At 42.1% G+C, this 23,965-nt stretch carries 24 protein-coding genes; 23 read left to right on the forward strand and 1 reads right to left on the reverse strand.

Annotated features, from left to right (window positions below; all coding sequences use genetic code 11):
• The first annotated feature begins 6 nt into the window (after positions 1-6).
• Positions 7-1,053, forward strand: coding sequence for a SepM family pheromone-processing serine protease (locus tag NST62_RS03370; RefSeq protein ID WP_342463148.1), 1,047 nt, complete (start codon positions 7-9; stop codon positions 1,051-1,053).
• On the opposite strand, the gene NST62_RS03375 is transcribed toward NST62_RS03370, so the two are convergent.
• Positions 1,054-2,262 (reverse strand): nucleotidyltransferase, encoded by a 1,209-nt coding sequence (locus tag NST62_RS03375; protein WP_141601470.1) that lies wholly within the window; start codon positions 2,260-2,262, stop codon positions 1,054-1,056.
• A 145-nt stretch (positions 2,263-2,407) separates the two neighbouring features.
• Here NST62_RS03375 and NST62_RS03380 point away from each other — a divergent pair, with 145 nt between their 5' ends.
• The 22 genes from NST62_RS03380 (at position 2,408) to NST62_RS03485 (ending at position 23,950) form a co-directional block, all read left to right on the forward strand.
• Positions 2,408-2,941 carry a YceD family protein gene (locus NST62_RS03380; protein WP_141601471.1) on the forward strand — a complete coding sequence of 178 codons (534 nt, stop codon included), beginning with the start codon at positions 2,408-2,410 and terminating at the stop codon, positions 2,939-2,941.
• 21 nt (positions 2,942-2,962) lie between these two features.
• Positions 2,963-3,136, forward strand: a complete 174-nt coding sequence (gene rpmF / locus NST62_RS03385) for a 50S ribosomal protein L32 (protein ID WP_016837519.1) — start codon at positions 2,963-2,965, stop codon at positions 3,134-3,136.
• A gap of 191 nt (positions 3,137-3,327) precedes the next feature.
• The gene (locus NST62_RS03390) at positions 3,328-4,098 is read left to right on the forward strand and encodes an enoyl-CoA hydratase/isomerase family protein (protein WP_141601472.1); all 771 of its coding nucleotides are present in this window, start codon (positions 3,328-3,330) and stop codon (positions 4,096-4,098) included.
• A 162-nt stretch (positions 4,099-4,260) separates the two neighbouring features.
• Entirely contained in the window at positions 4,261-4,662 is a 402-nt protein-coding gene (locus tag NST62_RS03395) for a Myb-like DNA-binding domain-containing protein (protein WP_141601473.1), read from the forward strand.
• Between the two features lie 193 nt (positions 4,663-4,855).
• Positions 4,856-5,749 (forward strand): 2-dehydropantoate 2-reductase, encoded by an 894-nt coding sequence (locus NST62_RS03400; protein WP_141601474.1) that lies wholly within the window; start codon positions 4,856-4,858, stop codon positions 5,747-5,749.
• Positions 5,746-6,138, forward strand: coding sequence for a DUF3397 family protein (locus NST62_RS03405; RefSeq protein WP_141601475.1), 393 nt, complete (start codon positions 5,746-5,748; stop codon positions 6,136-6,138). Before NST62_RS03400 ends, NST62_RS03405 begins: the two co-directional genes overlap by 4 nt.
• A 108-nt stretch (positions 6,139-6,246) precedes the next feature.
• Positions 6,247-7,860: a bacillithiol biosynthesis cysteine-adding enzyme BshC gene (gene bshC / locus NST62_RS03410; protein WP_141601476.1), complete on the forward strand. Its 1,614-nt coding sequence runs from the start codon at positions 6,247-6,249 to the stop codon at positions 7,858-7,860.
• A 190-nt stretch (positions 7,861-8,050) separates the two neighbouring features.
• Positions 8,051-8,482: a division/cell wall cluster transcriptional repressor MraZ gene (mraZ, locus tag NST62_RS03415; protein ID WP_141601477.1), complete on the forward strand. Its 432-nt coding sequence runs from the start codon at positions 8,051-8,053 to the stop codon at positions 8,480-8,482.
• 29 nt (positions 8,483-8,511) lie between these two features.
• A complete protein-coding gene (gene rsmH, locus NST62_RS03420; RefSeq protein ID WP_141601478.1) occupies positions 8,512-9,462 on the forward strand; it encodes a 16S rRNA (cytosine(1402)-N(4))-methyltransferase RsmH in 951 nt (316 codons plus the stop codon).
• Positions 9,463-9,843 carry a cell division protein FtsL gene (ftsL, locus tag NST62_RS03425; protein ID WP_141601479.1) on the forward strand — a complete coding sequence of 127 codons (381 nt, stop codon included), beginning with the start codon at positions 9,463-9,465 and terminating at the stop codon, positions 9,841-9,843.
• A gap of 38 nt (positions 9,844-9,881) precedes the next feature.
• On the forward strand, positions 9,882-12,047 hold the full coding sequence (locus NST62_RS03430; protein WP_328214973.1) for a penicillin-binding protein: 2,166 nt from the start codon (positions 9,882-9,884) through the stop codon (positions 12,045-12,047).
• Between the two features lie 66 nt (positions 12,048-12,113).
• Positions 12,114-14,033 carry a stage V sporulation protein D gene (locus NST62_RS03435; protein WP_328219598.1) on the forward strand — a complete coding sequence of 640 codons (1,920 nt, stop codon included), beginning with the start codon at positions 12,114-12,116 and terminating at the stop codon, positions 14,031-14,033.
• Between the two features lie 151 nt (positions 14,034-14,184).
• Positions 14,185-15,159 carry a phospho-N-acetylmuramoyl-pentapeptide-transferase gene (gene mraY / locus NST62_RS03440; protein ID WP_141601482.1) on the forward strand — a complete coding sequence of 325 codons (975 nt, stop codon included), beginning with the start codon at positions 14,185-14,187 and terminating at the stop codon, positions 15,157-15,159.
• On the forward strand, positions 15,156-16,508 hold the full coding sequence (murD, locus tag NST62_RS03445; protein WP_342463149.1) for a UDP-N-acetylmuramoyl-L-alanine--D-glutamate ligase: 1,353 nt from the start codon (positions 15,156-15,158) through the stop codon (positions 16,506-16,508). The genes mraY and murD overlap by 4 nt, the downstream gene beginning before the upstream one ends.
• A 40-nt stretch (positions 16,509-16,548) precedes the next feature.
• Positions 16,549-17,637, forward strand: a complete 1,089-nt coding sequence (locus tag NST62_RS03450; protein WP_141601484.1) for a putative peptidoglycan glycosyltransferase FtsW — start codon at positions 16,549-16,551, stop codon at positions 17,635-17,637.
• A gap of 19 nt (positions 17,638-17,656) precedes the next feature.
• Positions 17,657-18,487 carry a cell division protein FtsQ/DivIB gene (locus tag NST62_RS03455; RefSeq protein WP_141601485.1) on the forward strand — a complete coding sequence of 277 codons (831 nt, stop codon included), beginning with the start codon at positions 17,657-17,659 and terminating at the stop codon, positions 18,485-18,487.
• A complete protein-coding gene (locus tag NST62_RS03460) occupies positions 18,468-19,175 on the forward strand; it encodes a DUF881 domain-containing protein (RefSeq protein ID WP_141601624.1) in 708 nt (235 codons plus the stop codon). The genes NST62_RS03455 and NST62_RS03460 overlap by 20 nt, the downstream gene beginning before the upstream one ends.
• Positions 19,176-19,892 carry a DUF881 domain-containing protein gene (locus NST62_RS03465; RefSeq protein ID WP_141601486.1) on the forward strand — a complete coding sequence of 239 codons (717 nt, stop codon included), beginning with the start codon at positions 19,176-19,178 and terminating at the stop codon, positions 19,890-19,892. It abuts the gene before it with no gap.
• 3 nt (positions 19,893-19,895) lie between these two features.
• Positions 19,896-20,264 carry a small basic family protein gene (locus tag NST62_RS03470; RefSeq protein ID WP_141601487.1) on the forward strand — a complete coding sequence of 123 codons (369 nt, stop codon included), beginning with the start codon at positions 19,896-19,898 and terminating at the stop codon, positions 20,262-20,264.
• A 106-nt stretch (positions 20,265-20,370) separates the two neighbouring features.
• Entirely contained in the window at positions 20,371-21,660 is a 1,290-nt protein-coding gene (gene ftsA / locus NST62_RS03475; protein WP_328214984.1) for a cell division protein FtsA, read from the forward strand.
• A 52-nt stretch (positions 21,661-21,712) separates the two neighbouring features.
• Complete coding sequence (ftsZ, locus tag NST62_RS03480) at positions 21,713-22,864, forward strand: cell division protein FtsZ (protein ID WP_141601489.1); 1,152 nt, start codon at positions 21,713-21,715, stop codon at positions 22,862-22,864.
• 258 nt (positions 22,865-23,122) lie between these two features.
• Positions 23,123-23,950, forward strand: a complete 828-nt coding sequence (locus NST62_RS03485) for a sigma-E processing peptidase SpoIIGA (protein ID WP_141601490.1) — start codon at positions 23,123-23,125, stop codon at positions 23,948-23,950.
• Positions 23,951-23,965 lie beyond the last annotated feature (15 nt).

Below are 23,965 nucleotides of genomic sequence, written 5' to 3' on the forward strand. Positions count from 1 at the left end.
AAGCAGTTGAAACGCCTGACTTTGTTCATTATCTCCATGCTGGCTGTCATTTTTTTATGTTTTTACCGGCTTGACTATTATATTATGAAGCCGGGAAGCGCTTATGATGTCGGCGAATTTGTCAAAGTAGAAAATGGCGATGTGGATGACGAAGGAACCATCAATTTGACGACCGTCTCCATGAGCAAAGCCACTCCCTTGACGTTCTTGATTGCGAAATTCCGTGAGCATCAAGATATTATGAGAATGGATGAGGTGCATCAAAAGGAAGAAGACGAGCGTGAATATAATGTCCGTCAAATGACGCTCATGAAGCATTCGCAATTTAACGCCATATTGGTAGCGTACAAAAAGGCCGGGCTACCCTACACGGTCAATGACAGCGGAATCATTGTCTTAAATGTTTTGTCCGGCGGAGCAAGCGATGGAATCTTGCAGCCGGGGGATAAAATAGTGGAAATCGACGGGAAGATTATTAAAAAGCCGGAAGATTTGGCCCATGCTCTTGAAACGAAAAAAGAAAACGATGCTGTACAACTGGTCGTTCAAAGGGATGAAAAGCTCTTGGATTGCTCCGTCACATTAAAAGAAATCCCCGACAGCGACGGGAAAGTTGGATTGGGCATCACTTATTCGGAAAACGTGTCTATCAGAACGGAGCCCATCGTAAAAATCAATTCGGAGGATATTGGCGGTCCTTCTGCCGGTCTCATGTTTACGCTTGAAATCCTCAACCAGCTTTTGGATGAAGATATTACGAAAGGGTACAGGGTGGCCGGTACCGGTGTCATCAATGAAGACGGCACAATTGGCCGGATCGGGGGCATCGATAAGAAAGTGATTGCTGCCGATAAAGCCGGGATGGAAATATTCTTCGCTCCGGATGATGAAATTTCGGAGGAAGCCAAGAAAAAAAATCCGGAAATCGCCTCCAATTATGAAGAAGCTGTCAAAACGGCAAAAAAAATCAATACCGACATGAAAATCGTGCCGGTAAAAACAATCGATGATGCTTTGAATTATTTGGAGAGCCTTCCTGAAAAAGAAAAGTAATCAGAACCGGATTGGCGGAAGCTTATAGTCTCCGTCAATTTTTTTATCCGAAAAAAATTCGACGCCCAAAGCATAGATATCCGATGCGCGGATATCGATTTCAAGCATCGGATCCTTCACTTGCCCTACTCGGCTTATCATAGGCAATTCCAAGCTCTTTTTCCGTTCCGATAAATAAGCCTGTCCCCTTTCCGTCATCCCGAGCAAACGGATATAAGTGGGCGTTTTGAATTGGTGCAATTCCTCTTTTGTAATTCCTGTGAAAATATGGGTAAGCATTCTTTGCAATCTCGTCCAGGTATATCGTTTCGATTTAATGCTGGACATAAATTCCGAAAAGGTTTGGCTGTGCTTGGCATGTTTGATGAGGGCGTATTCAATCCCCTCTGATACGTCTGCGAAGGCCTTCAAATTTTCCGGGCGATAGCGCATGATGGCGTATCTTAATAGGGGCCAGAACGCTTCCCAATCCACAAAGCGCGAATACTGACGCCGCCATTCCGCGAGTTCCTGGTAAGATGCATCCGGAACATAAGGTTGAATGGCCTCCAGATGTCCCTTTTGAAAAATTTCTTTTCGAATGCCCGTTGCACTTGCAATCGTCGACGTTTCCCTGATGGAATCATGATAATTTGCCTGGATTCGTTGGATTGTCACCGGTTCAATCGGCAAATTGAATTTTTTTGCGGCAACAATATAGTGGTAGCCGAGAATATTGTTCGGTTTGGATAAGTCAAGATAAACGCGGCCGTTCTTTTGTTTCAATTGTTCATATGCATAAAACAAACTTTGCGGATAACTGATCCCCGTTGACACAAACTTTTTAATGAGACCATTATATTCTTCAAAATGGGTTTCAATTAAATCGGCGGTGTTCAAAAACGGCTCCAATATTCCATCTTCGCTTCCGAAAGAAAAAGCGTCACATTGCAGCGCCCCCAGAAGATAAATCGCTCCTTCCGCAAATAATGGAGCGTTGGCGGTGCTAAACACATAAGGCAATTCAACAACAAGATCGACACCGCTCCTTAAAGCCATCTTTGTCCGGTGCCATTTCGAAACGAGGGCGGGTTCCCCTCTTTGCAGAAAGGGGCCGCTCATGACAGCAACCACGACGTCCGCGTTTGTAATCTTCTTCGATTGGGTAACATGATAAAAATGTCCGTTATGGAACGGATTATATTCAACAACGATTCCGACTGCTTTCATAATTTGCCCCTTTCAAAAAAATTCAGCGAAAATTGTTCGTGTAAAGTGAATTATAGTATCGTTTTTGGAAAGTGACAAGAAAATATCTTGACATCTAAATTATCACATTATATAATCATCATTGTTGTCTTGGGGTGATTCGTGAATGAAATGGTCGATTCATCAATTGGCGAAATATCGCCAAACAGGGTTGCCGATTGATACAGTTGTGAATTTGGATGAAGTGAAAGAGCGGAATAAAGATATTCGCGAAATTTCACCCGTTCATGTAAAAGGACACTGTACTGTCGGAAATTCACAAATGACTTGTCATCTTACTTTGAAGGCGACCTTGACCCTTCCCTGCGCACGCACTTGGGAAGATGTCCAATTTCCTGTAGAAGTTGAGACGGTTGAGGTCTTCAGCTGGGAAGACCCAGAACTTCGGGGAAATGATGACGATGAGGATATCCATTACATAGATGGAGAAGTCGTCGATTTAAAACCGGTCTTGGAAGAGTTGATTCTCCTGGAAGTACCGATGCAAGTATTCAAAGAAGGTACGGAAGGGGCAATAAAAGGCGGAAAAGACTGGGATTATTTTACTGAGGAAGAGTTAAGTCAACAAGCAAAAGACGAACCAAAAGTGGATCCAAGACTTGCTGGATTAGCTAAGTTTTTTGATCAAAAAGATGAATAAACCGACAAGGAGGTGCCAATCATGGCTGTACCATTTAGAAGAACTTCTAAAACCGCAAAAAGAAAACGTCGTACTCATTACAAATTATCTGTACCTGGCATGGTAAATTGCCCAAATTGCGGTGAACCAACTTTGTCCCACCATGTTTGCAAATCTTGCGGACATTACAAAGGCAAAGAAGTGGTTAGCAAATAATAAAGCGTAAAATCGTTTTTACGCTCTGAACAAAAGACTATTGGAGTGACCATGGCGCTCTGATAGTCTTTTTCTGTTTTTTTCACTAAAAAAAGGGTATAACCAATTCTTGTCAAATTAGAAATCCTCTATTACTATGAAGACATATGGTATTATGTTACGATAACAAATCAAAAAGGGGATGTTGTTCATTGTCTTACCAAATTGACCTAACGGACGGTATACTGACGTTTACCATCGACAGAGAAGAAAAGAGAAATGCGGTTAACGATGAAGTGATGAATGGACTGAAGCAAGTTATAAAGTATATTAAGGAAAATGAAGACGTGCGCTTTCTGGTTGTGACAGGAGAGGGGGAAAAAGCCTTCTGTTCCGGAGGAGATTTGTCGGAATTTCATAGTCTGAAGACTGCTGAAGAAGCCTTTGGCATGCTAAGTAAAATGGGGAATATTTTATATGAACTCGCCACATTGCATGTGCCGACAATTGCATTAATCAACGGGACAGCCGTCGGAGGAGGTTGCGAAATCGCCACTGCCTGCGATTTCCGTTTGGTGGCGAGCCATGCAAAATGCGGATTTATTCAAGGTACGTTGGCCATTACGACCGGATGGGGCGGCGGAACATATTTGTTTGAAAGAGGTTTGCGTCATGACAGGGCGTTAAAAATGCTGATTGACGCAAAACCTTACGATGCCCAAACATTATACGACATCGGCTGGGCGATGAGGGTCTTTGACGGTCCAAAAGAAGAAGCGCTGGAAGCTTTTATTGAAGATATGAAAAAAATTCATCCTTCCGTTCACCGTGCATATAAAGAGATTGAGCTCCGGAAGTGGAGAGAGCGGAATGTATACGGCCGCGTCATGGAAGAAATCAAACTTTGCGCGAAACTTTGGGAAAGCGAAGAGCATGAAAAAGCTGTGGAACGCTTCTTGTCAAAATCAAGCAGCAAAAAATAAACCAACATGGCCAACAATCCTATCTGATAAATCAATATATGCTTTTTAAAAATAGGTTGCGACAAAATTTTTCAATGTCGCAACCTATTTTTTTCTATGTTATTTAATTCTATTTATTCTCTTTTTGCATATAGTAGAGTAAAAAAATGAGAGGTGATAGGTATGGAAGGGAAAAGAAGAAAAGATCAATGGACTCCTGAAGATGATGAAAAATTGGCGGAGATTGTCATTACTGCGGTCCAAAACGGGAGAACCCAATTAGAAGCCTTTGCTGAGGCCGCGGAAGTGCTGGGACGTACAAAGCAGGCTTGCGGTTTCCGCTGGAATAAAACATTAAGGCAACAATACGGACAGATGCTGAACAGCGTCAGAAAGCGTCCAAAGCAATTGATGAGAAGCCATTTGAAGCTTGCCCTCAACAGTTTCGATGAATTGACGGAGGCTTATAATGAACTGGAATTGAAATATCGGGAACTTCAGACGGAACACGATAAAGTGCTGAAATGGCTCCAGCAGGGGGCAGCATTTATCGAAAAGCAGCAACAGCAGCAACAACAGCAATAATGGAAACAATTCTCTTTTTGCCATCATCCAGCCATATTAGCAAAAAAACAGCAGTTCACATATCGAAAATTTCAAATCTTTCCAGTATAATGATAAAAAAGGGTGTGGCACTCTTTGGCGTCACACCTTTTTCTTGTTTAGAAATATGCAGGCATTATTAACGAACAATAAAAGGGTAAAGAAGGTAGCGTTTATGAAAATCGTGGTGATTGGTGCGGGTTCTGTCGGAATGCTGCTCGCGTCGTTTTTAGCGGAACGTTTTCAAGTGACCGTTCTGGTGAGGAGAAAAGAGCAGGAGGAAGCGATCCGCAAGCATGGGATTCATAGAATCAATTTGGATGGAACGATAACCCGATTGCCCGTAAACGTTTCTACAAAATATGAGGATATTCGTTCCGATTCCTTTGTGATTGTAGCGGTGAAATATACGCATTTGAAAGAAGTATTGCCCCGATTGGAAAAATTGCCAGAAGACATACCATTATTGTTTGTGCAAAATGGTCTGGCCCATTTTGATGAAGTGCTGAAGCTTCCGCAAAAGACGATCGGTTTTGGGTCATGCCAATTTGGAGCGCAAAAGGAAAATGACCATACGGTTAATCACCGGGGGATTGGTGTGTTAAAATTAGCGGTTGAACGGGGAAAAACCGGGGATTTTCAATGGTTCTCAAAGGTCGAAAGCGCGTCGTTCCCGGTGCAATTTGTCGATGACGCGGAGAAGATGCTTTTCGAGAAAGCTTTATATAATTGCTTTATCAACCCGCTGACAGCCGTATTGCAAATAAAAAACGGGGAATTGTTGACAAACCGGCATGCCTATATCCTCTTGAAAGCCTTATATGAGGAATGTATGGAAGCTTTTCCGGAGCGGAGGGAAACGGTATCATTCGAAGATGTCGTTTCATTATGCAAAAAAACCGCTTCCAACTCGTCATCCATGCTGCAGGATCGATTGCTGAATAGAAAAACGGAAGTGGAGTCGATTGTCGGGGCGGTGATCAAAAAAGCGGAAAAAAACGGAAAAAGCCTGCCCATCTTAAAAACACTCTATCATTTAGTATTGGCTTTGGAGGGTGAAAAGACGTGAAATTGCTGGTATCCTATATTCTCGGCATCCTGATTTTTATACCGGTTACCATATTTATCCTTTCTTATTTCATTTTTCGGAAAATCCTGAAAAAAAGGGCGAATCAAAGCGTCCGTTTGGCGGCAGATATTACGACATTTTTTCTGTTTTTCTCCGTCACGATTTCCATTGCAACCTTATGGGGGACAAGGCTGAGCCTGATCGCCATCGCCATTTCGCTTCTGATTGCCATCATCATGACCTATCAAGACTGGAAAACGAAAAAAGAAATGAAGATTATTCCTCTGTTGAGAAAGATATGGCGCGTACAATTTCTATATTTGGTTCTGGTTTATAATGCGGTTTGGCTTGTAGGGATTGTTCAAAGCATTCTTTTCTTTATTACATAACAAATTGAGCCATTTTCTTTTCAGACAACGGAGGGAACGTTTAAAATAGTACAAGTAAAACTCTTTCAAGATAATTGAACGTATAGAGATCAGTAGAGGAGAAGTATTATGGAACTGGAAAGAATAGCACCAGTGGATAATAAGCTGTTGGCTGACTATTGGAAGGAAAGCGAAAATTTACTTTCCTTTTATCAATATCCGTATAACGATGAATCTTTCCGCGCAAGAGCCCGCTATTTAAATAAAAACCATTTCGACAGAAAACGTTTATGCACAGTGATTGAACAGTTTATGGAGCCTCTCGGAATTTCGGAAAAAGCCAAGGAGCATTTAAAAAAATTGGAAGACGGGGCCGTGGCGGTCGTCGGAGGACAGCAGGCAGGAATCCTCACCGGCCCCCTTTATTCGGTTTATAAAGCCATCAGTGTCATATTGCTTGCGAAAGAACAAAGCGAAAAGCTGGACCAGGATGTCGTCCCAATCTTTTGGATTGCGGGGGAAGATCACGATATTCTAGAAATCAATCATACCTATACTATTGTCAACGGGTTGCCGAAAAAGAAAATGTACGGCGCCAATCCTGCAAGAAAGACAATTGCTTCCGAGACGCGTCTTGATCATGGCAGGATGAAAGAACTGATAGATGAAATTTTCAAAGATTACGGCGAGACGCAATATACGCGCGCCCTTCATCAATCTGTGCTCCATCATATGTATGAAAGCTCAACGTTTACTGATTTTTTTGCCCGTTTAATGAATGATTTGTTCAAAGAAGAAGGATTGCTGTTGATCGATTCGGCTTTTCCGCCATTTCGACAATACCAATCCCGGTTTTTTCAGTGCATGATCGAAAAAAACGAGGCGATTTGCGCAGCGGTCATCGAAAAAGAACGATTGTTAGAGAAAAATGGATATGGAAAGCCGGTTTCGGAGACGGAAGAAAATGCAAACCTTTTTTTTGTAAAGGATGGAGAACGGTTTCTGCTGGAAAGAAAAAAAGGAGAGTTTGTCAACAGAGAAGCAAATGTAAAATTTTCGAAAGAGGAATTGTTGCGGCTGGCTGAAGAGTCTCCGGAACATTTGAGCAACAATGTGGTAACGAGACCTTTGATGCAGGAAATGTGCTTACCGGTATTGGCTTTCGTAGCAGGCCCCGGCGAAATGCATTATTGGGCCGCCTTAAAAGATGCTTTTGATGCATTAAATTTGCAAATGCCAATCTTGGCTCCACGATTAAACATCACTCTGATCAGCAGGCAGGTGGAGCAATTGCTGTCTGAGTATCATCTGGATTTTGAAAAAGTGGTCCATGGCGGAGCGGAAAAAATAAAACGGCAATTTATTCAAAGCATTCAGGATGTGGAAGCGAAAAACAAGATTGATCACATGAGGGAAATGCTTGAAGAGAGTTATGAAAAGCTGCGCCAATATTTGCATTCAAAACAACTGCATTTGGAAAACATCATTGAAAAAAATAAAAGGTACCACCACATGCAGTTTGATTATTTATTGAAAAAAATCGAGCAGGAAGTTCTTGTGAAACATGAAAGCACCATCCGGAGACTGAACACCCTTTCGAGCGAATTGTATCCGAATAACAATTATCAGGAGCGTATTTACAATCCTTATCAATATCTCAATATTTACGGTCCTGACCTTGTCCGGGATTTAATCAAATTGCCTTTGAAGATTGGCAATTCTCATTTTTTAGTAAAATTATAAGATATTTTATCTTTTTCTGGAGCTATCCCTAGGAGGATAGCTCTTCTTTTATTTGTTTTTTCCTAAAAAGTTTCTAAACGGAATTAGGTAATATGTCATGTTTTTTAAAAAGTTTGTCAAGGTGGTGAATAAATGGTGGAGGAAAGTGGGGGATTGTGGTACATTATTTACTAAAGTGGGGTGAGTAGCCATGTTCATGGGAGAATATCAGCATACGATAGATGCCAAAGGACGTTTGATCATACCCTCGAAATTTCGTGAAGCCCTCGGTAATTCTTTTGTGATTACGCGGGGACTGGATAACTGTCTTTTTGGCTATCCTATGAACGAGTGGCGAAAGCTCGAAGAAAAATTAAAAGATTTGCCAATGACAAAGAAAGATGCAAGAGCATTTGCGAGGTTCTTCTTTTCCGGCGCAACGGAAGTGGAATTGGACAAGCAAGGTCGCATCAACATCCCCTCTAATCTTGCCGCATACGCCAAACTGGAAAAAGAATGTGTCATATTGGGTGTTTCCACAAAAATAGAAATATGGTCCAAAGCACTTTGGGAAGAATACTTCAACGAAGCGGAGGAATCATTCAACGATATTGCGGAAAATCTCATTGGCTTTGACTTCTAAAGAAAATCATCCACGAAGGAGCAAAATGCATGTTCGAACATACAACTGTGCTGTTAAAAGAAGCTGTTGACGGATTAAACATCCATCCGGACGGAATATATGTGGACTGTACTTTAGGCGGTGCCGGACACAGCGAATATTTGGTTCAGCAACTTTCTGAAAAGGGACGTTTGATTTGTTTTGACCAAGACATTCATGCAATTGAAAATGCGAAAAAGCGTCTGGAGAAATATTTGGAAAAAGTCACTTTCATTCATTCCAATTTCCGGTATTTGAAGGAAAAATTGTATGGCCATAATATTCAGAAAGTTGACGGAATCCTCTATGATTTGGGGGTTTCTTCTCCACAGTTGGATACTCCTGAGAGGGGATTCAGCTATCAACATGACGCTCCTTTGGATATGCGGATGGACCAGACGCAGGATCTGACCGCCTACCACATCGTGAATGAATGGCCATATGAGGATTTAGTGCGCATTTTTTTTCGATATGGAGAAGAACATTTTTCAAAGCAAATTGCTCGAAAAATTGAATTGGCAAGAAAAAAAGGACCTATTGAAACAACAGGTCAGCTTGCAGAACTAATAAAAGAAGCGATTCCGGCTTCCAAAAGACGCACCGGGGGACATCCGGCTAAAAGGGTTTTCCAGGCAATCAGAATCGCTGTGAATGATGAATTGGGAGCGCTCGAAGAATCGCTGAATGATGCCATCGATTTACTGCGTGTGGGTGGACGCATCAGCGTCATTACCTTCCATTCCTTGGAAGATCGCATCGTCAAAACTATATTTAAAGAAGCTTCTTCATTGCCTGAATTACCTCCAGGGTTGCCAATCATACCCGAGGAATTTCAACCGGTATTAAAAATTATTACGAAAAAGCCGATTTTACCTACAGAAGAAGAAATTTTGAAAAATAATCGTGCACGGTCAGCGAAATTGCGCATCGCTGAAAAAATTCATGAAAAAGGGCGTGGCTAGATGGCAGTTCGTGTAAAACAACAATTTTCTTATCATCAACTAGAAGCACCCAATCAACAACCCTCCATTCAATCAAATACCAAAAAGCACCCTAAGAAACAGCGCAATATCATAACAGCAAAGGAAAAGTTTCTTTATATACTATTTGTGGTAATCATTGCAACATTATCAGTACTCTTCTTACATAAACAAAGCGCTATTCAACAAACAACGATTGAAATCCAAAAAATAGAAAAAGAAATTGCGGAGATTAAAAAACAAAATGTTGATTTAAAGGTGCAGGTCAATGAATTATCAACATACGAACGAATTTGGGAAAAAGCGAATTCACTCGGTTTAACGCTTAATGAAGATAATGTAAAGGTAGTGCCGGGAGAATGAAGAAAAAGAAATTTCGATTCCAATGGGGAGCCTTTCTAATGTTTATCTTTTACGGAGGGCTCTTTTTTGCATTATTCCTTAGAATCGCCTATATTCAGGCGACCGGCCAAGTCGAAGGGGAACAATTAAAAGCAAAGGCTGCTGCATTGTATCAAAAAGAAGCGGTGATTACCGCCGAACGGGGGAAAATATTGGACCGGAACGGAGAGGTGATTGCCGAGGATACATTAAGCTATCGGTTGATCGCCATCGTCAATCCGGCCGCAACAACCGATCCGGAAAAGCCGCAGCACGTAACAGACCCCGAAAAAACGGCAAAAGTGCTGGCCAAATATATTTCCATGGATGAAAAAGATATTTATAGGATTTTAACAAAGCGGAAACCGGATGGCGGGTACTATTATCAAGTTGAGTTCGGCTCTGCCGGAAGGGGCATCAGCCATGAAACCAAAACAAAAATTGAAAAAGAAAAATTGCCGGGAATCAAATTTGTGAGCGATACAAAAAGATATTATCCCAACGGTGTATTTGCATCCCATTTGATTGGTTATACCCAAAGGGAAGAGCAGAAAGATGGAACATTCATTTCCGTAGGGAAAATGGGGCTGGAACTGACATACAATAAACAATTGACCGGCGAAAATGGAAAAATCAAATATGAAACCGATGCCTTCCATTATTTGTTGCCAAACCGGGAAAAAATGGTCAAGCCCGCAAAGAACGGGAACAACATCTATCTGACAATCGATAAAACGATTCAAAACTTTTTGGAAGATACGATGACGAAGGTTTATAAGGAATATAATCCGGAGGTCATGGTCGGGATTGTCGCCGATGCAAAAACCGGAGAAATTCTGGCGATGAGCCAACGTCCGACGTTCGATCCGGAAACAAAAATAGGGTTGGAAAACAATTGGCTAAACTATGTAACACAGGAAGTGATTGAGCCCGGATCTACAATGAAAACTTTCACATTGGCCGCTGCCATTGATTCCGGCCATTGGAATCCAAATGCAACGTATCAATCCGGTGCATACAAAGTGGCTGACAGCACCATCCGCGATCATAATATCTACGGATGGGGCCGGATTACTTACTTGGAAGGTTTCCAACGTTCATCGAACACCGCTATGGCAAACTTGCTTCAATCAATGGGAAATGAAACGTTCATTCAATATTTGCAAGACTTTGGCTTCGGCAAAAAGACGGGAATCGACCTGCCGGATGAATCTACCGGCACGATTTTGACCCGGTATCCGATCAACTACGTCACCACTTCATTTGGACAAGGCTCTACCGTTACCCCGATCCAGCTTGTGCAAGCGATGACCGCCATCACCAATGACGGCGTCATGATGCAGCCGCATGTTATCGATAAAATCGTTGATTCCACAACAGGAAAAGTGATTGAAAAACATAAGCCGAAAGCAAAAGGAAAACCGATTTCCGCAAAAACCGCGAAACAGGTAAGGCAAATCTTGGCCTCCACCGTAACTTCGGAAGCAGGGACTGCAAGAAGATATCAAATCGAAGGATATAATGTTGCGGGGAAAACAGGTACTGCCCAAATACCAAATCCAAATGGCAAAGGGTATTTGTATGGAAAAAATAACTATTTATATTCATTTTTAGGTTTTGCTCCTGCCGATGATCCGCAATTGATTATCTATGTGGCGGTGAAAAGACCGAACTTAAAAGCTTCGGAAATTGGGTCTGAACCGGTGGCTAAAGTGTTTAAACCGGTAATGGAAAACAGCCTGAAGTATTTGAATATCGATCCGGATGATGTCAAACCGGTGGAAAGTGTCAATATAGAGAATTATATTGGGAAAAATGCTTCTGCCATAAAACAAGAATTGGAGAGCAAAGGACTGAAACCGGTCATTATCGGGGAAGGAGGGGAAATTGCCGACCAATATCCGAAACAAGGAACTTCTTTATTGAAAAACAGTTTGGTCTTCCTGAAAACGGATGGCAAAATTACATTACCTTCATTCAAAAATTGGTCATTAAGAAATGTTCTCATCTACAAAGCGATGTCGGGAATAAACATCGAGGTTGTAGGGGAGGGCTATGTTGAAAGCCAAAGTGTTACAGAAAATACAATCATTAACGATTCTTCCCCGATCGTGGTGAAATTAAAGAGACCTGAAGAATTGTTTGCGCCGGAAGGAAAGGAAAACGGCGAGCTGCCGCAAGATTAATCAAATTGCTTTTGAATAGATGAGAAGTTCGATTCATACCTTGTTAAAAATGAGGTGAGGTGTCGAATGAAGTGGATTTCGACCGTTTCGAAAAAACGGTTAAGGTTTGTGTTATACTGCTTTATTCTTTTTGTGGCAGCCACCATTATCCGGCTGTTTTATGTACAAGTGATCCAGCATGATCAATTGACGGAGCTTGCAAAAGAAAACTGGGATCGTGAAATTCCGTTCGCCTCGGAACGGGGGAAAATTGTTGACAGGAACGGAGAAGTGATTGTCACGAATAAATTGGCTCCGACCCTCTATTTTATGCCGGCCCAGAATGATAATATTGAACAGGCTGCGAAGCAGATTGCATCCGTCTTAAAAGTTGATGAAAAAAAACTATATGAAAAGATGAACTCAAAATCTTACCTAGTCAAACTTGCACCGGAAGGAAAAAACATTACGTATGAACAAGCCGTCCAGCTTCAAGCAATGAAAATTGACGGCCTCTATACCGGTGTGGATTATGTCCGGCATTACCCTTATGGAAATTTGCTGTCCCGTTTGCTGGGATTCACGGGCTACGATACCCAAGGCCTAGCAGGAATTGAATATCAATACGACAAGTATTTGACATCAAAAGACGCAGCAATCCGTTTGTATACGGATGCAAAAGGGAATGCATTGCCGCATGTAGATGATGAGTGGAGAGAAGGAAAACAGGGAGCGACGGTGCAATTAACGATCGATTTGGAAGTCCAGAAAGTGGTTGAACGTGAACTTTCTCAAGCAATGGAGAAATATAATGCGGAACAAGCATTGGCAATCGCCATGAATCCGAAAACGGGGGAAATATTGGCGCTTGCATCATTTCCAACCTACGATCCGAGCAATTATGAAGAAGCGAAACCGGAAATTTACAACCGCAATCTGCCTGTCTGGATGACATTTGAGCCCGGATCGACATTCAAAATCATCACCCTTGCCGCTGCCCTTGAGGAAGGGAAAGTGGATTTGGATAAAGAGACTTTTTATGATAAAGGGTATACCATCGTGGAAGATTCAAGGCTTCGATGCTGGAAACGCGAAGGGCATGGCCGGCAAACATTTTTGGAAGTGGTCGAAAATTCCTGCAACCCGGGCTTTATTGAACTTGGGCAACGGGTAGGGCCCGATAAACTGTTGCAATACATCAAAAATTTCGGATTTGGGGAACCGACAGGCTCCAACATTGCCGGTGAGGCGAGCGGCATCTTGTTTTCAAAAGAAGCTTTCGGACCTGTCGAGCATGCAACGACATCTTTCGGGCAAGGGATTGCCGTGACGCCGATTCAACAAGTCCAAGCAGTGTCTGCGGTGATCAACGGCGGGAAATTGTATAGGCCTTATGTCGTTTCGAAAATTGTTGATTCAGAAACCGGAAAAACAATCCTCGAAAACAAACCGGAGCTGAAGCGTACCGTTATCAGCGAGAAAACTTCCGAAAAAGTAAGGTATGCTTTGGAATCCGTCGTTGCAAATGGTTCAGGGCGCAATGCTTATCGGGATGGGCTTCGCATCGGAGGCAAGACAGGGACCGCCCAAAAGGCGGAAAATGGCCGCTACAAATCCGGCGAATATATTGTTTCTTTCATCGGCTTTGCACCAAGCAACGACCCGCAAATCGTCGTCTATGTGGCCATTGATAGTCCAAAAAGTTCGGTTGTATTTGGAAGCACCATTGCCGCCCCGATCGTCGGACAAATTATAGAAGACATCGCTCCGATCATCGGCCTAAAAGTCAATCGGGAAGGTCAGATGGAAAAGCAGTATCGCTGGGGCGATCCTGTGACAGAGCGGGTGCCGAATTTGGTGGGTATGAAAGTGGATGAAATTATGAAATTGCATTATCCTTTCCATATTGAAATGCACGGGAAAGGGGAAGTGGTAAAATCCCAATTGCCTGAGCCGGATAATTTATTGGAAGTTGACGGAACAATCCATCTTTATTTGGGGGATTGAACAATTGGGAAATAGTTCTTATATTTTGCCTCCTACGGTGATAAACTTATTTCCGTAGGAGCATTTTGGAATAAATTTCAGTTGGTGCCATGAATTTATTTGTGATATTGTAGAAAACAATTCAGAAAGAAGTTTTTGAGGGAGATTTAATATGTCTATCGAAACAACAATAACCATATTAGCAATATCCTTTCTTATTTCTGTGATATTGGGACCGATATTCATACCAATACTTCGTCGACTGAAATTTGGTCAAAGTATAAGGACTGAGGGTCCAAAATCGCATATGAAAAAAGCGGGAACCCCGACGATGGGGGGAGTCATTTTTCTGATTTCCATCATTGCCACCACAATCATCGCTGGGAAAATGTTTAATCTATTTACAACCCAATCCGTTGTGCTGCTGCTTGTATTGGTGGGATTCGGGGTGATTGGACTCCTGGATGACAGCATTAAAATCGTTTTAAAAAGAAACTTAGGATTGACTTCATTACAAAAATTAATCGGCCAAATCGTGATCTCCATATTGGCTTTTCTATTATTAAGGCTGGGGACTTTTGATACGTCCATCGCCATTCCTTTTACGGATTGGTCCATTGATTTGGGGATTCTATATGTAGCCTTTTTAATTTTTTGGCTTGTCGGTTTTTCCAATGCGGTCAATTTGACGGATGGCTTGGATGGCCTGGTAGCCGGCACAGCATCGATTGCGTTCAGCGCTTTCGGAGTGATTGCGCTGTTCAATGAACAGGCGGATGTGGCCGTCTTTACCTTTGCTGTGACCGGGGCCTTGCTGGGATTCCTGATCTTCAATGCAAATCCTGCAAAAGTTTTTATGGGGGATACGGGTTCTCTGGCGCTGGGAGGAGCATTGGGACTCGTTTCCATCATCGTCAAGGAAGAATTATTGCTGTTGCTTGTAGGACTTGTATTCGTCGTTGAAACATTATCCGTAATCCTTCAAGTCATCAGCTTTAAAACAAGAGGAAAACGCATTTTTAAAATGGCACCAATCCATCACCACTTTGAATTATCCGGCTGGTCGGAAAGAAAAGTGGTCGGTGTATTTTGGACAATGGCATTATTAGTAGCAATGATTGCTGTGATAGCGGAGGCATATTTATGATTCAAACAACAAAATTCCAACACAAAAAAGTACTGGTATTAGGATTGGCAAAAAGCGGGGTAGCGGCATCTTTGCTATTACATAAACTCGGCGCTTTTGTGACGGTGAATGACGCAAAACCTTTTGATGAAAATCCCGACGCCCAAGCTTTATTGAAAAAAGGGATTACTGTCATTTGCGGAAGACATCCGGAAGATTTATTGGATGAAGGATTTGAACTGGTCGTAAAAAATCCTGGCATTCCGTATACGAATCCGATTGTCAAAGATGCGCTTTCAAGAAATTTACCCGTCATAACAGAAATTGAATTGGCTTATTTAGTAAGCGAAGCCCCAATGATCGGGATTACCGGTACCAATGGGAAAACAACGACTACCACATTGATTTATGAAATGCTGAAAGAAGGAGGCCGACGCCCGAGAATAGCCGGAAATATCGGAACAGTCGCATGCGGTGTCGCTGAAAAAGCCACAAAAGATGAAGTGATCGTAACGGAATTATCTTCGTTCCAATTGATGGGTATCGACCAATTCAGGCCCAAAATCGCGGTGCTGACCAATTTATACAATGCCCATTTAGACTACCATGGCACCTTTGAGGAATATGCAAAAGCAAAATTCGGCATCACAAAAAATCAGACTGAAGAAGACTATTTGATTTATAACGGTGACCAGGACGTCGTTGTCGAATGGGCGAGAAATTCCAAGGCAACCAAAATACCTTTCAGCATTCGGGGCCGTATGAAAGATGGAATCAGCGCCGATGAAACAACCATTTATTGGCAAGGTGAACCGTTTATTTCCAGAGACATTATTGCTTTGCCGGGCAAGCACAATCTGCAAAACATTTTGGCTGCGGTAGCCGTTTGCAATATCTATGGATGCGACCGCTCGGCGATGGAAAAGGTTTTAAAAACTTTCTCAGGTGTCCGCCACCGCACCCAATTTGTCCGCGAATGGAAAGGCAGAAAAATTTACAACGATTCAAAGGCTACCAATTGCCTGGCAACCAAGGTGGCGCTGGAGGCCTTTCAACAGCCGATCGTGTTAATTGCCGGAGGGCTTGACCGTGGACATTCCTTTGAAGAATTGCGGGATGCAATGAAAAATGTCAAAGCTGTCGTAGCGATGGGCGAGACGAAGCATCGCTTTATCGAATTTGCAAAATCCTGCAATGTGAAGAATTGCGAAATTGCCGAAAATATTGAGGATGCGGTTGAAAAGGCTGCCAAATTGTCTGAAAGCGGAGATGTCATTTTATTGTCACCGGCTTGTGCCAGCTGGGACCAATATAAAAGCTTTGAAGTCCGGGGAGATTTATTTATCGAGGCGGCAATGAAACTTTCTTAATCGACTTCATAAAATTAGAAGCAAAATATTTTAAGAAAGGATGCCTTCACTGAAATTTACGTATAAAAGGCTATTTATTCTTTCGGCTTTCATGCTTTCCGTTGTCGGTGTGATTTTCATTTATTCGGCGGGAACATATTGGAGTGCGGTTCATTACGAGGGAGAACTACCGTTTTACATTAAACAATCGGTTTATCTTCTCCTTGCACTCATTGTTTTTTTCATCGTCTCCAATATGCCGGTTTTTCACAAAGAGAAAACATGGGTCAGTTTATATATTTTTTCCCTTTTGCTTCTTGTGCTCGTATTAGTTCCGGGCATCGGTCTTGAACGAAACGGCTCCCGAAGCTGGATCGGCATCGGACCATTGACGGTTCAGCCTGCCGAATTGGTGAAAATTACGACACTGATGGTTTTAAGCTTTCTCTTAAGCAAAGTGCCCAGCGGTGAGCGGGTTGTTCGGCTTCAGCATTTTCTCATCATCATTATTCCAAGCGCTTTGATCATGCTGCAGCCGGATTTTGGCTCCGTGTTTATATTGGTTGTATCTTCCTTCATTTTGCTTTTCATTGCGAGATACCCAATTAAACTTTATGTGGCTTTCATTTTTCTTGGAGTAATTGGTTTAGTGGGGCTCATCGCCGCTGCTCCGTACCGCCTGAAACGCATCGAAGCATTTCTCGATCCTTGGCAGGATCCATTGGGCAGCGGTTTCCAGGCGGTGCAGTCCCTGATGGCAATCGGTCCTGCGGGGCTCCTCGGACACGGTTTTCAGCAAAGCCGGCAAAAGTTTTTGTATTTGCCTGAACCGCAAAACGATTTCATTTTTTCCATCATCTTGGAGGAAATCGGATTTTTGGGCGGATGTTTCATTATCCTGCTGTTTTGTTTGTTCATCTATTCCGGAATGGGTTTGGCATTGCAGGCGACGAGAAGTTCCGATTTTTTCGCCATCAGCTCCCTTGTGGCAATGATTGGCTTCCAGGCGGCGCTGAATATCGGGGTTGTCATCGGGCTCTTTCCGGTGACCGGGGTGACGTTGCCATTTATCAGCTATGGCGGCACTTCGCTGATGATACTCTGGTTTGTCGTTGGTGTGATCATATCAATATCGAATCGAACCGCTTAAATGGAAAGGGGGAGTAAAAATGGACAAAGTCATTGATATTGAAGAACGTATACCAACGCTGAAGAAGAAAAGGAGAAGGCGAACGAACATAAAGTTTGCCGTCATCATTTCCTTATTTGTTGGAACGTTATTTTTACTCCTTTATTTCCAATCCCCTTACAGCAATATTAAAAAAATTAAGGTGTCTGGAGCCGGTCTGGCAACGGAAGGTTATTACATAGAAAAATCCGGGCTTCAAAAAGGCGATTCCATGTGGGGATTCAAAACCTCGAAGGTTGAAAAGAAACTGAAGGAAGAATGGGTCAAAGATGTGAAAGTCAAGCGGAAATTGTTGACGGAAGTGGACATTGAGGTTGAAGAGTATCGGAAGGTCGCCTATATTTTTGAAAACAATCAGTTTTATCCGATATTAGAAAATGGAATAATCTATAAATCCTCCGAAACCATTCCCCCTATGGATGCCCCCATCTTTTTGGACTTTCAAGATGAGGAATTACGGGAAATGGTCCTAAAAGAATTGGCCAAACTGGATGAAGAAGTGCTGGCATTAATATCCCAAATTAATTTGGCTTCTACCGAAACGGACCCGTATGCCATAACGTTATATATGAATGATGGCTACGAGGTGCGGGCGGAAATCACTTCCCTTGCAGAGAAAATGAAATATTATCCGGCGATCGTTGCCCAGATTGAAAGCTCCGGAAAAAAAGAAAAAGGAATTATTGATATTGAAGTCGGATCCTATTTCAAACCTTATTCGGAAGAGTATAAAAACTTGAATAAGGACAAACAATCCGATAATGAACCGGTTGAACAGGATGTGGAAAATGATGGGCCGCCTTCAACATAAGCAGGGGAAAATCACGAGAAAACACTTTATTTCGCTTTTTGTTTGTATCGTTACAGGTTTCATTATCGGTTATTCATATAATTTGGCAAAAGATGACAAAACACTCCGTTCAAAGTTTTTGGAGCAAGAAGATTATTATCGTACGGAGCTTATTAATCAACAAGAAAGAAATAAAGAATTGATGGATGAACTGAATGAACTGAAAGGCCAGATCCGGGAGCATGAACAGTCATTGACCGAACATGCGGAGGATTATAAGGAATTGGCCCAGGAGGCCGAAAAGTTAAGATTGATTCTCGGCGAGTTGCCGGCCCATGGGGAAGGAATCAAAGTCACATTGAAAGATGGGGATTATGATCCGAAATCGACGAATCCCAATGACTATATCGTGCATGAAAGCCACATTTTTATGGTCGTTAATGAATTAAAGATCTCCGGCGCGGAAGCCATCGCCATCAATGGGCACCGGTTGAAACCGAATTCTTATATTCATTGCAACGGCCCTGTGATAACCGTCGATGGAAAACAATATCCTGCTCCATTTGAAATTGAAGCAATCGGGAATTCCGAAACATTAATTTCCGCATTAAAAATTACTGGAGGAGTTTTTGATCAGTTGATCAACGACTCGATTGTCGTAACAATCCAGGCGGTTGACAATATCCAAATGGCAAAAGGGGGCAGGTAGGTGGAAAGAAATGTAGTCATACGGATCACGATCATTTCCTTTGTTGTGGGCTTTATGATTGCAGTCCAATATAACACCGTCAAAAAACCTGAATCCCGTGACACAAGAGATATTTGGGAAATACGCCATGAGCTCGCGGAAGAAAAAAGGCTGCATTCGGAACTATTAAATGAAATTGCCTCCCTAAAAAAAATAAAAGCGGAATATGAAGATGAAGACAGTGAAGAACAGGGGAAAGCTCTGCAATCGACTGTTGACGATCTGAGGAAAAGGGCCGGCCTTACAAAAGTGACAGGCCCCGGGGTTCATTTAAATATTCAACCGGCGGAAGAATTGATTCTCAGCGGCTATAAAGTGGAGCCGATACCTCCGGACCTTTTGATTCGCCTGGTAAATGAAATTTACCGTTATAACGGGTTATATATCGAAATAGATGGACAAAGGGTTGTTCATACAACAGCCATCCGGGATATCAATGGAAGGACGACGGTCAACAGCGTTCCGATCAGCAATTCCAATGTCGATATTTTGATTATTACCGAATCATTCGAACAAGCTGAAAAACTGTACAGCTATTTATATGCGTCCACTTTTCGGGATGATTTCTACATTGACAATTTGAAGTTGACCATTTATCCGGCCAGGGAAGATATCACGATTGGTGCCTATGACGGAGAATTCACGAATATGTATTTGCAGAAAGGTGAAGGGGATTAATATATGTGGTTGCCATTTTTAGGGTTGATTTTAGGGTTGGCTTTCGGGTTATTAACGGACATTCAAATACCTTCTGCATATGAAAACTATTTATCGATTGCCGTGCTTGCCGCGCTTGATACCATTGTCGGAGGAATCAGGGCCAATTTGCAGCAGGTTTATGACGATAAAGTATTCATCACAGGATTTTTCTTTAACATCGCATTGGCCATTGGACTGGCATTTTTGGGTGTCCATTTGGGAGTAGATTTGTATTTGGCTGCCATTTTTGCATTCGGGGTCAGACTTTTTCAAAATATTGCTATTATTCGACGAATTTTGATACAAAAGTGGGAAGACAGACATGTAAAAAAGGGTGAAAAAACTGTATAATAGCAGTACAATTTATTATGTATGATGTTATAGAAAAATTTACTTAGACATATATAATATTTTAAAATAGAATGAGTGGAGTAGCATTCGAAGGAGGTGCGGTGGAATGAATCATCAAAATATATATATTTCCCTCGATATCGGTTCATCTTCGATCAAAGTTCTAATCGGCGATGTAACCGATGGCCAGTTGCATGTGATTGGTGTGGGGAATGCAAAATCAAATGGGGTAAGAAAAGGTACGATTGTTGACATAGATGCAACTGTTCACTCGATCAAAAAAGCTGTAGAACAGGCAGAACGAATGACAGGCATAGAAGTTAGAGAAGTAGTTTTAGGAATACCCGCAAATCAAACGGTACTGCAGCCGGTAAAAGGCGTGGTTGCGGTAAACAGCGAAAATCGCGAAATCACAGATGAAGATTTAAATCGGGTATTTGAATCTGCCCAAGTGATGTCAATCCCACCGGAGCGAGAGCTTGTCAATATCATTCCAAAACAGTTTATTGTGGATAACCTCGATGAAATTAAAGATCCCCGCGGAATGATTGGTATACGGCTGGAAATGGATGCAACGATGATTACCACTTCCCGCACATTATTGCATAATATCTTAAGATGCGTTGAACGGGCGGGGCTTGATATAAAAGAAATTTATTTGCAGCCTTTAGCTGCCGGATATTTTGCATTAACCGAAGACGAAAAAAACCAAGGTACTGCATTCATTGATATAGGCGGCGGTTCAACCACGATTGCCGTATTTGAAGATGGTCTGTTGACACACACCGGCGTTGTTCCTGTCGGCGGAGACCATATCACAAAAGATTTGTCGATCATACTAAAAACTCCGACAGAACATGCCGAAAAAATAAAGAGAGAGTTTGGACATGCATTCTATGAAGTGGCTTCGGAAGACGAGATTTTTGAAGTGCCGGTTGTAGGGACAGATGCGACGGAAGAGTACAATCAAAAATTCATATCGGAAATCATCAGTTCACGTTTGGAAGAATTGTTTGAACTCGTTTTGGACGAATTGGCTCGAATGGGTGTTCGAGATTTGCCAGGCGGAATTGTCATTTCAGGTGGCGTTGCTTCATTGGAAGGGATTGCGCAACTTGCCCGCCAAGTGATGCAGACGCGGGTCAGAATTTATATACCTGATTATATTGGCGTTCGGGATCCCTCATATACAACCGCTGTCGGCTTAATCTGTTATGCCCATTTGGAAGATGAATTCTTCAAAAGAGATCCGGCTTCAGAAGCACCTGTTTATCAAACGGTAGGTTCTACTACTCCTCCTAAAAAACAATCTCATGTATCTGAAAAGGCTGAAAACGTCCAGAAAACGAGCGTTTTTAATAAAGCAAAGCGGCTATTTGATAAATTTTTTGAATAATGAAAAGAAAAAATCCAAAAAATCTTAGACTAGTGTGGCAGGAGGAGAAAGAATGTTAGAATTTGATACGAATATCGACCAACTCGCCAAAATCAAAGTTATTGGTGTTGGCGGTGGAGGAAATAATGCTGTCAACCGAATGATTGAACATGGACTTCAAGGTGTTGAATTTATTGCTGTCAATACAGATGCGCAAGCTTTGAATCTATCAAAAGCGGAAATAAAATTGCAAATTGGTAGTAAACTGACTCGTGGATTAGGTGCAGGGGCAAATCCTGAGATTGGTAAGAAGGCTGCCGAAGAAAGCAGAGAACAGATTGAAGAAGTGGTACGTGGAGCCGATATGGTGTTTGTCACTGCAGGCATGGGTGGAGGAACTGGAACAGGTGCCGCACCAATCATCTCTCAAATTGCAAAAGATATGGGAGCACTGACTGTTGGTGTTGTTACACGGCCGTTTTCCTTTGAAGGGAAAAAGAGGCAAACACAAGCAATCAGTGGAATTGCTGCAATGAAAGAAGCAGTGGATACACTGATTGTCATTCCGAACGATAAACTATTGCAAATTGTTGATAAAAACACTCCGATGCTTGAAGCTTTCCGTGAAGCGGATAATGTATTGCGCCAAGGTGTACAAGGGATTTCCGACTTGATTGCAACGCCAGGACTCATCAACTTGGACTTCGCCGACGTGAAAACCATCATGTCCAATAAAGGCTCTGCTTTGATGGGAATCGGTATTGCTTCAGGCGAAAATCGCGCAACAGAGGCTGCAAAAAAAGCGATTTCCAGCCCGCTTCTTGAAACTTCCATCGATGGCGCAAAAGGCGTGATTATGAACATTACAGGCGGAACAAACTTGAGCCTGTTTGAAGTGCAAGAAGCAGCGGATATCGTAGCATCCGCTTCGGATGAAGAAGTGAATATGATTTTTGGATCCGTCATCAATGAAAACTTGAATGATGAAATCATCGTAACAGTGATTGCAACTGGCTTTGACGACGCTGCACCTCAAAGCGCTCAAAGTGTCCGGCCATCTTTAAATGTGCGCAATTCCCAAGGAAACAACGGCCAAAGCCAGCAACCCGCTCCGGTGCGCGAACGCACGATTGAGCCGCAACAACCGGAATATTCCCGCAGTCAGCAGGAAGATATTTTAGATATACCGACATTCTTGAGAAATCGTCGCAATCGGAACCAATAATATTATAAAGTTTTTTGGAAATATTGTTACAAAAAATAAAAAAATCGACATTTAATTCAAATAAGTTTTTCCATATCCGGCAAATATAGTAAGGGAACTATCTGGAAATAAAGAAAATATTTCTGGATAGTCCTTTTTTTTTATGCATATTTTCCCGTTCTATGAAATATTTTGTCAATAAAAACTCCCGTTTCGTTACGACGTTTTGACATTTTCCACATGCCGGCAGTGTTAATCTATCAATAGGAGGACGCTAAAATGATTGGAGAATTACTCGTACTATACAATACGTTATTTAATTACTTTTTATTAAAATTTACGAAAGAAATAACGGGATTGTATGTAAAGAAGCGAAGGTTGGTTTTCAGTGCATTCGTTAGCGGCCTCGTGTCATCGGTTCTTTATCAATCATTTGCCGGAGCTGTTCTAAGTTTTGTTCTTTTAATTGGACTCGCATTCTCCTTTCGGGTTCAAACATTGTTGAAACAAGGAACAGTGCTTTTGATTGCCACCTTTTTTATTGGCGGGTTGCTCACCAGTTTATTGCCCTTTTTGCTCCGCCAATCCGATCTCATTTTTTTTATCTTTTGTTTAAGCATTGCGGTTCTCAGTTTGACTTTCATTCATTCAAAATGGAGAAATATGGTGAAGGAAAAGCTCCAACAATCTTTTCTTGTGGACTGTGAATTGGAGCTCTTTCAACAAACCTTCTCGTTGAAAGGATTCATTGACACTGGAAATGAATGTGTGGAACCGATCAGCGGCAAGCCGGTGCATTTTTTATCGTACCGGGCAGTGGAGGAAAAGCTGCCGGAAGAACTCAAAAAAGGATTGCTTACCTGGGACGACAACAATCCTTATCAACTCACAATGTTTCCTTCCTTTATGTACCCTAGGATCAGAGTATTGACATTGTCAACGGTACAAAAAGAAACGTCCAATGCGTTAGCCTTTCGATTTGACCGTCTGGTTCTTTACGGAAACATAAAGAAGGAAATATTGGATGAATACGTGGTGTTTACAAGGCACGATGCCCGCTTTCCGCAGAATGCACAGATGATACTCCACATTTTAGCGTTGAACTAATTCAAAAAAGGGGGA

This window comes from Ureibacillus sp. FSL K6-8385, from assembly GCF_038593155.1.
GTDB classification, from domain to species: domain Bacteria; phylum Bacillota; class Bacilli; order Bacillales_A; family Planococcaceae; genus Ureibacillus; species Ureibacillus terrenus.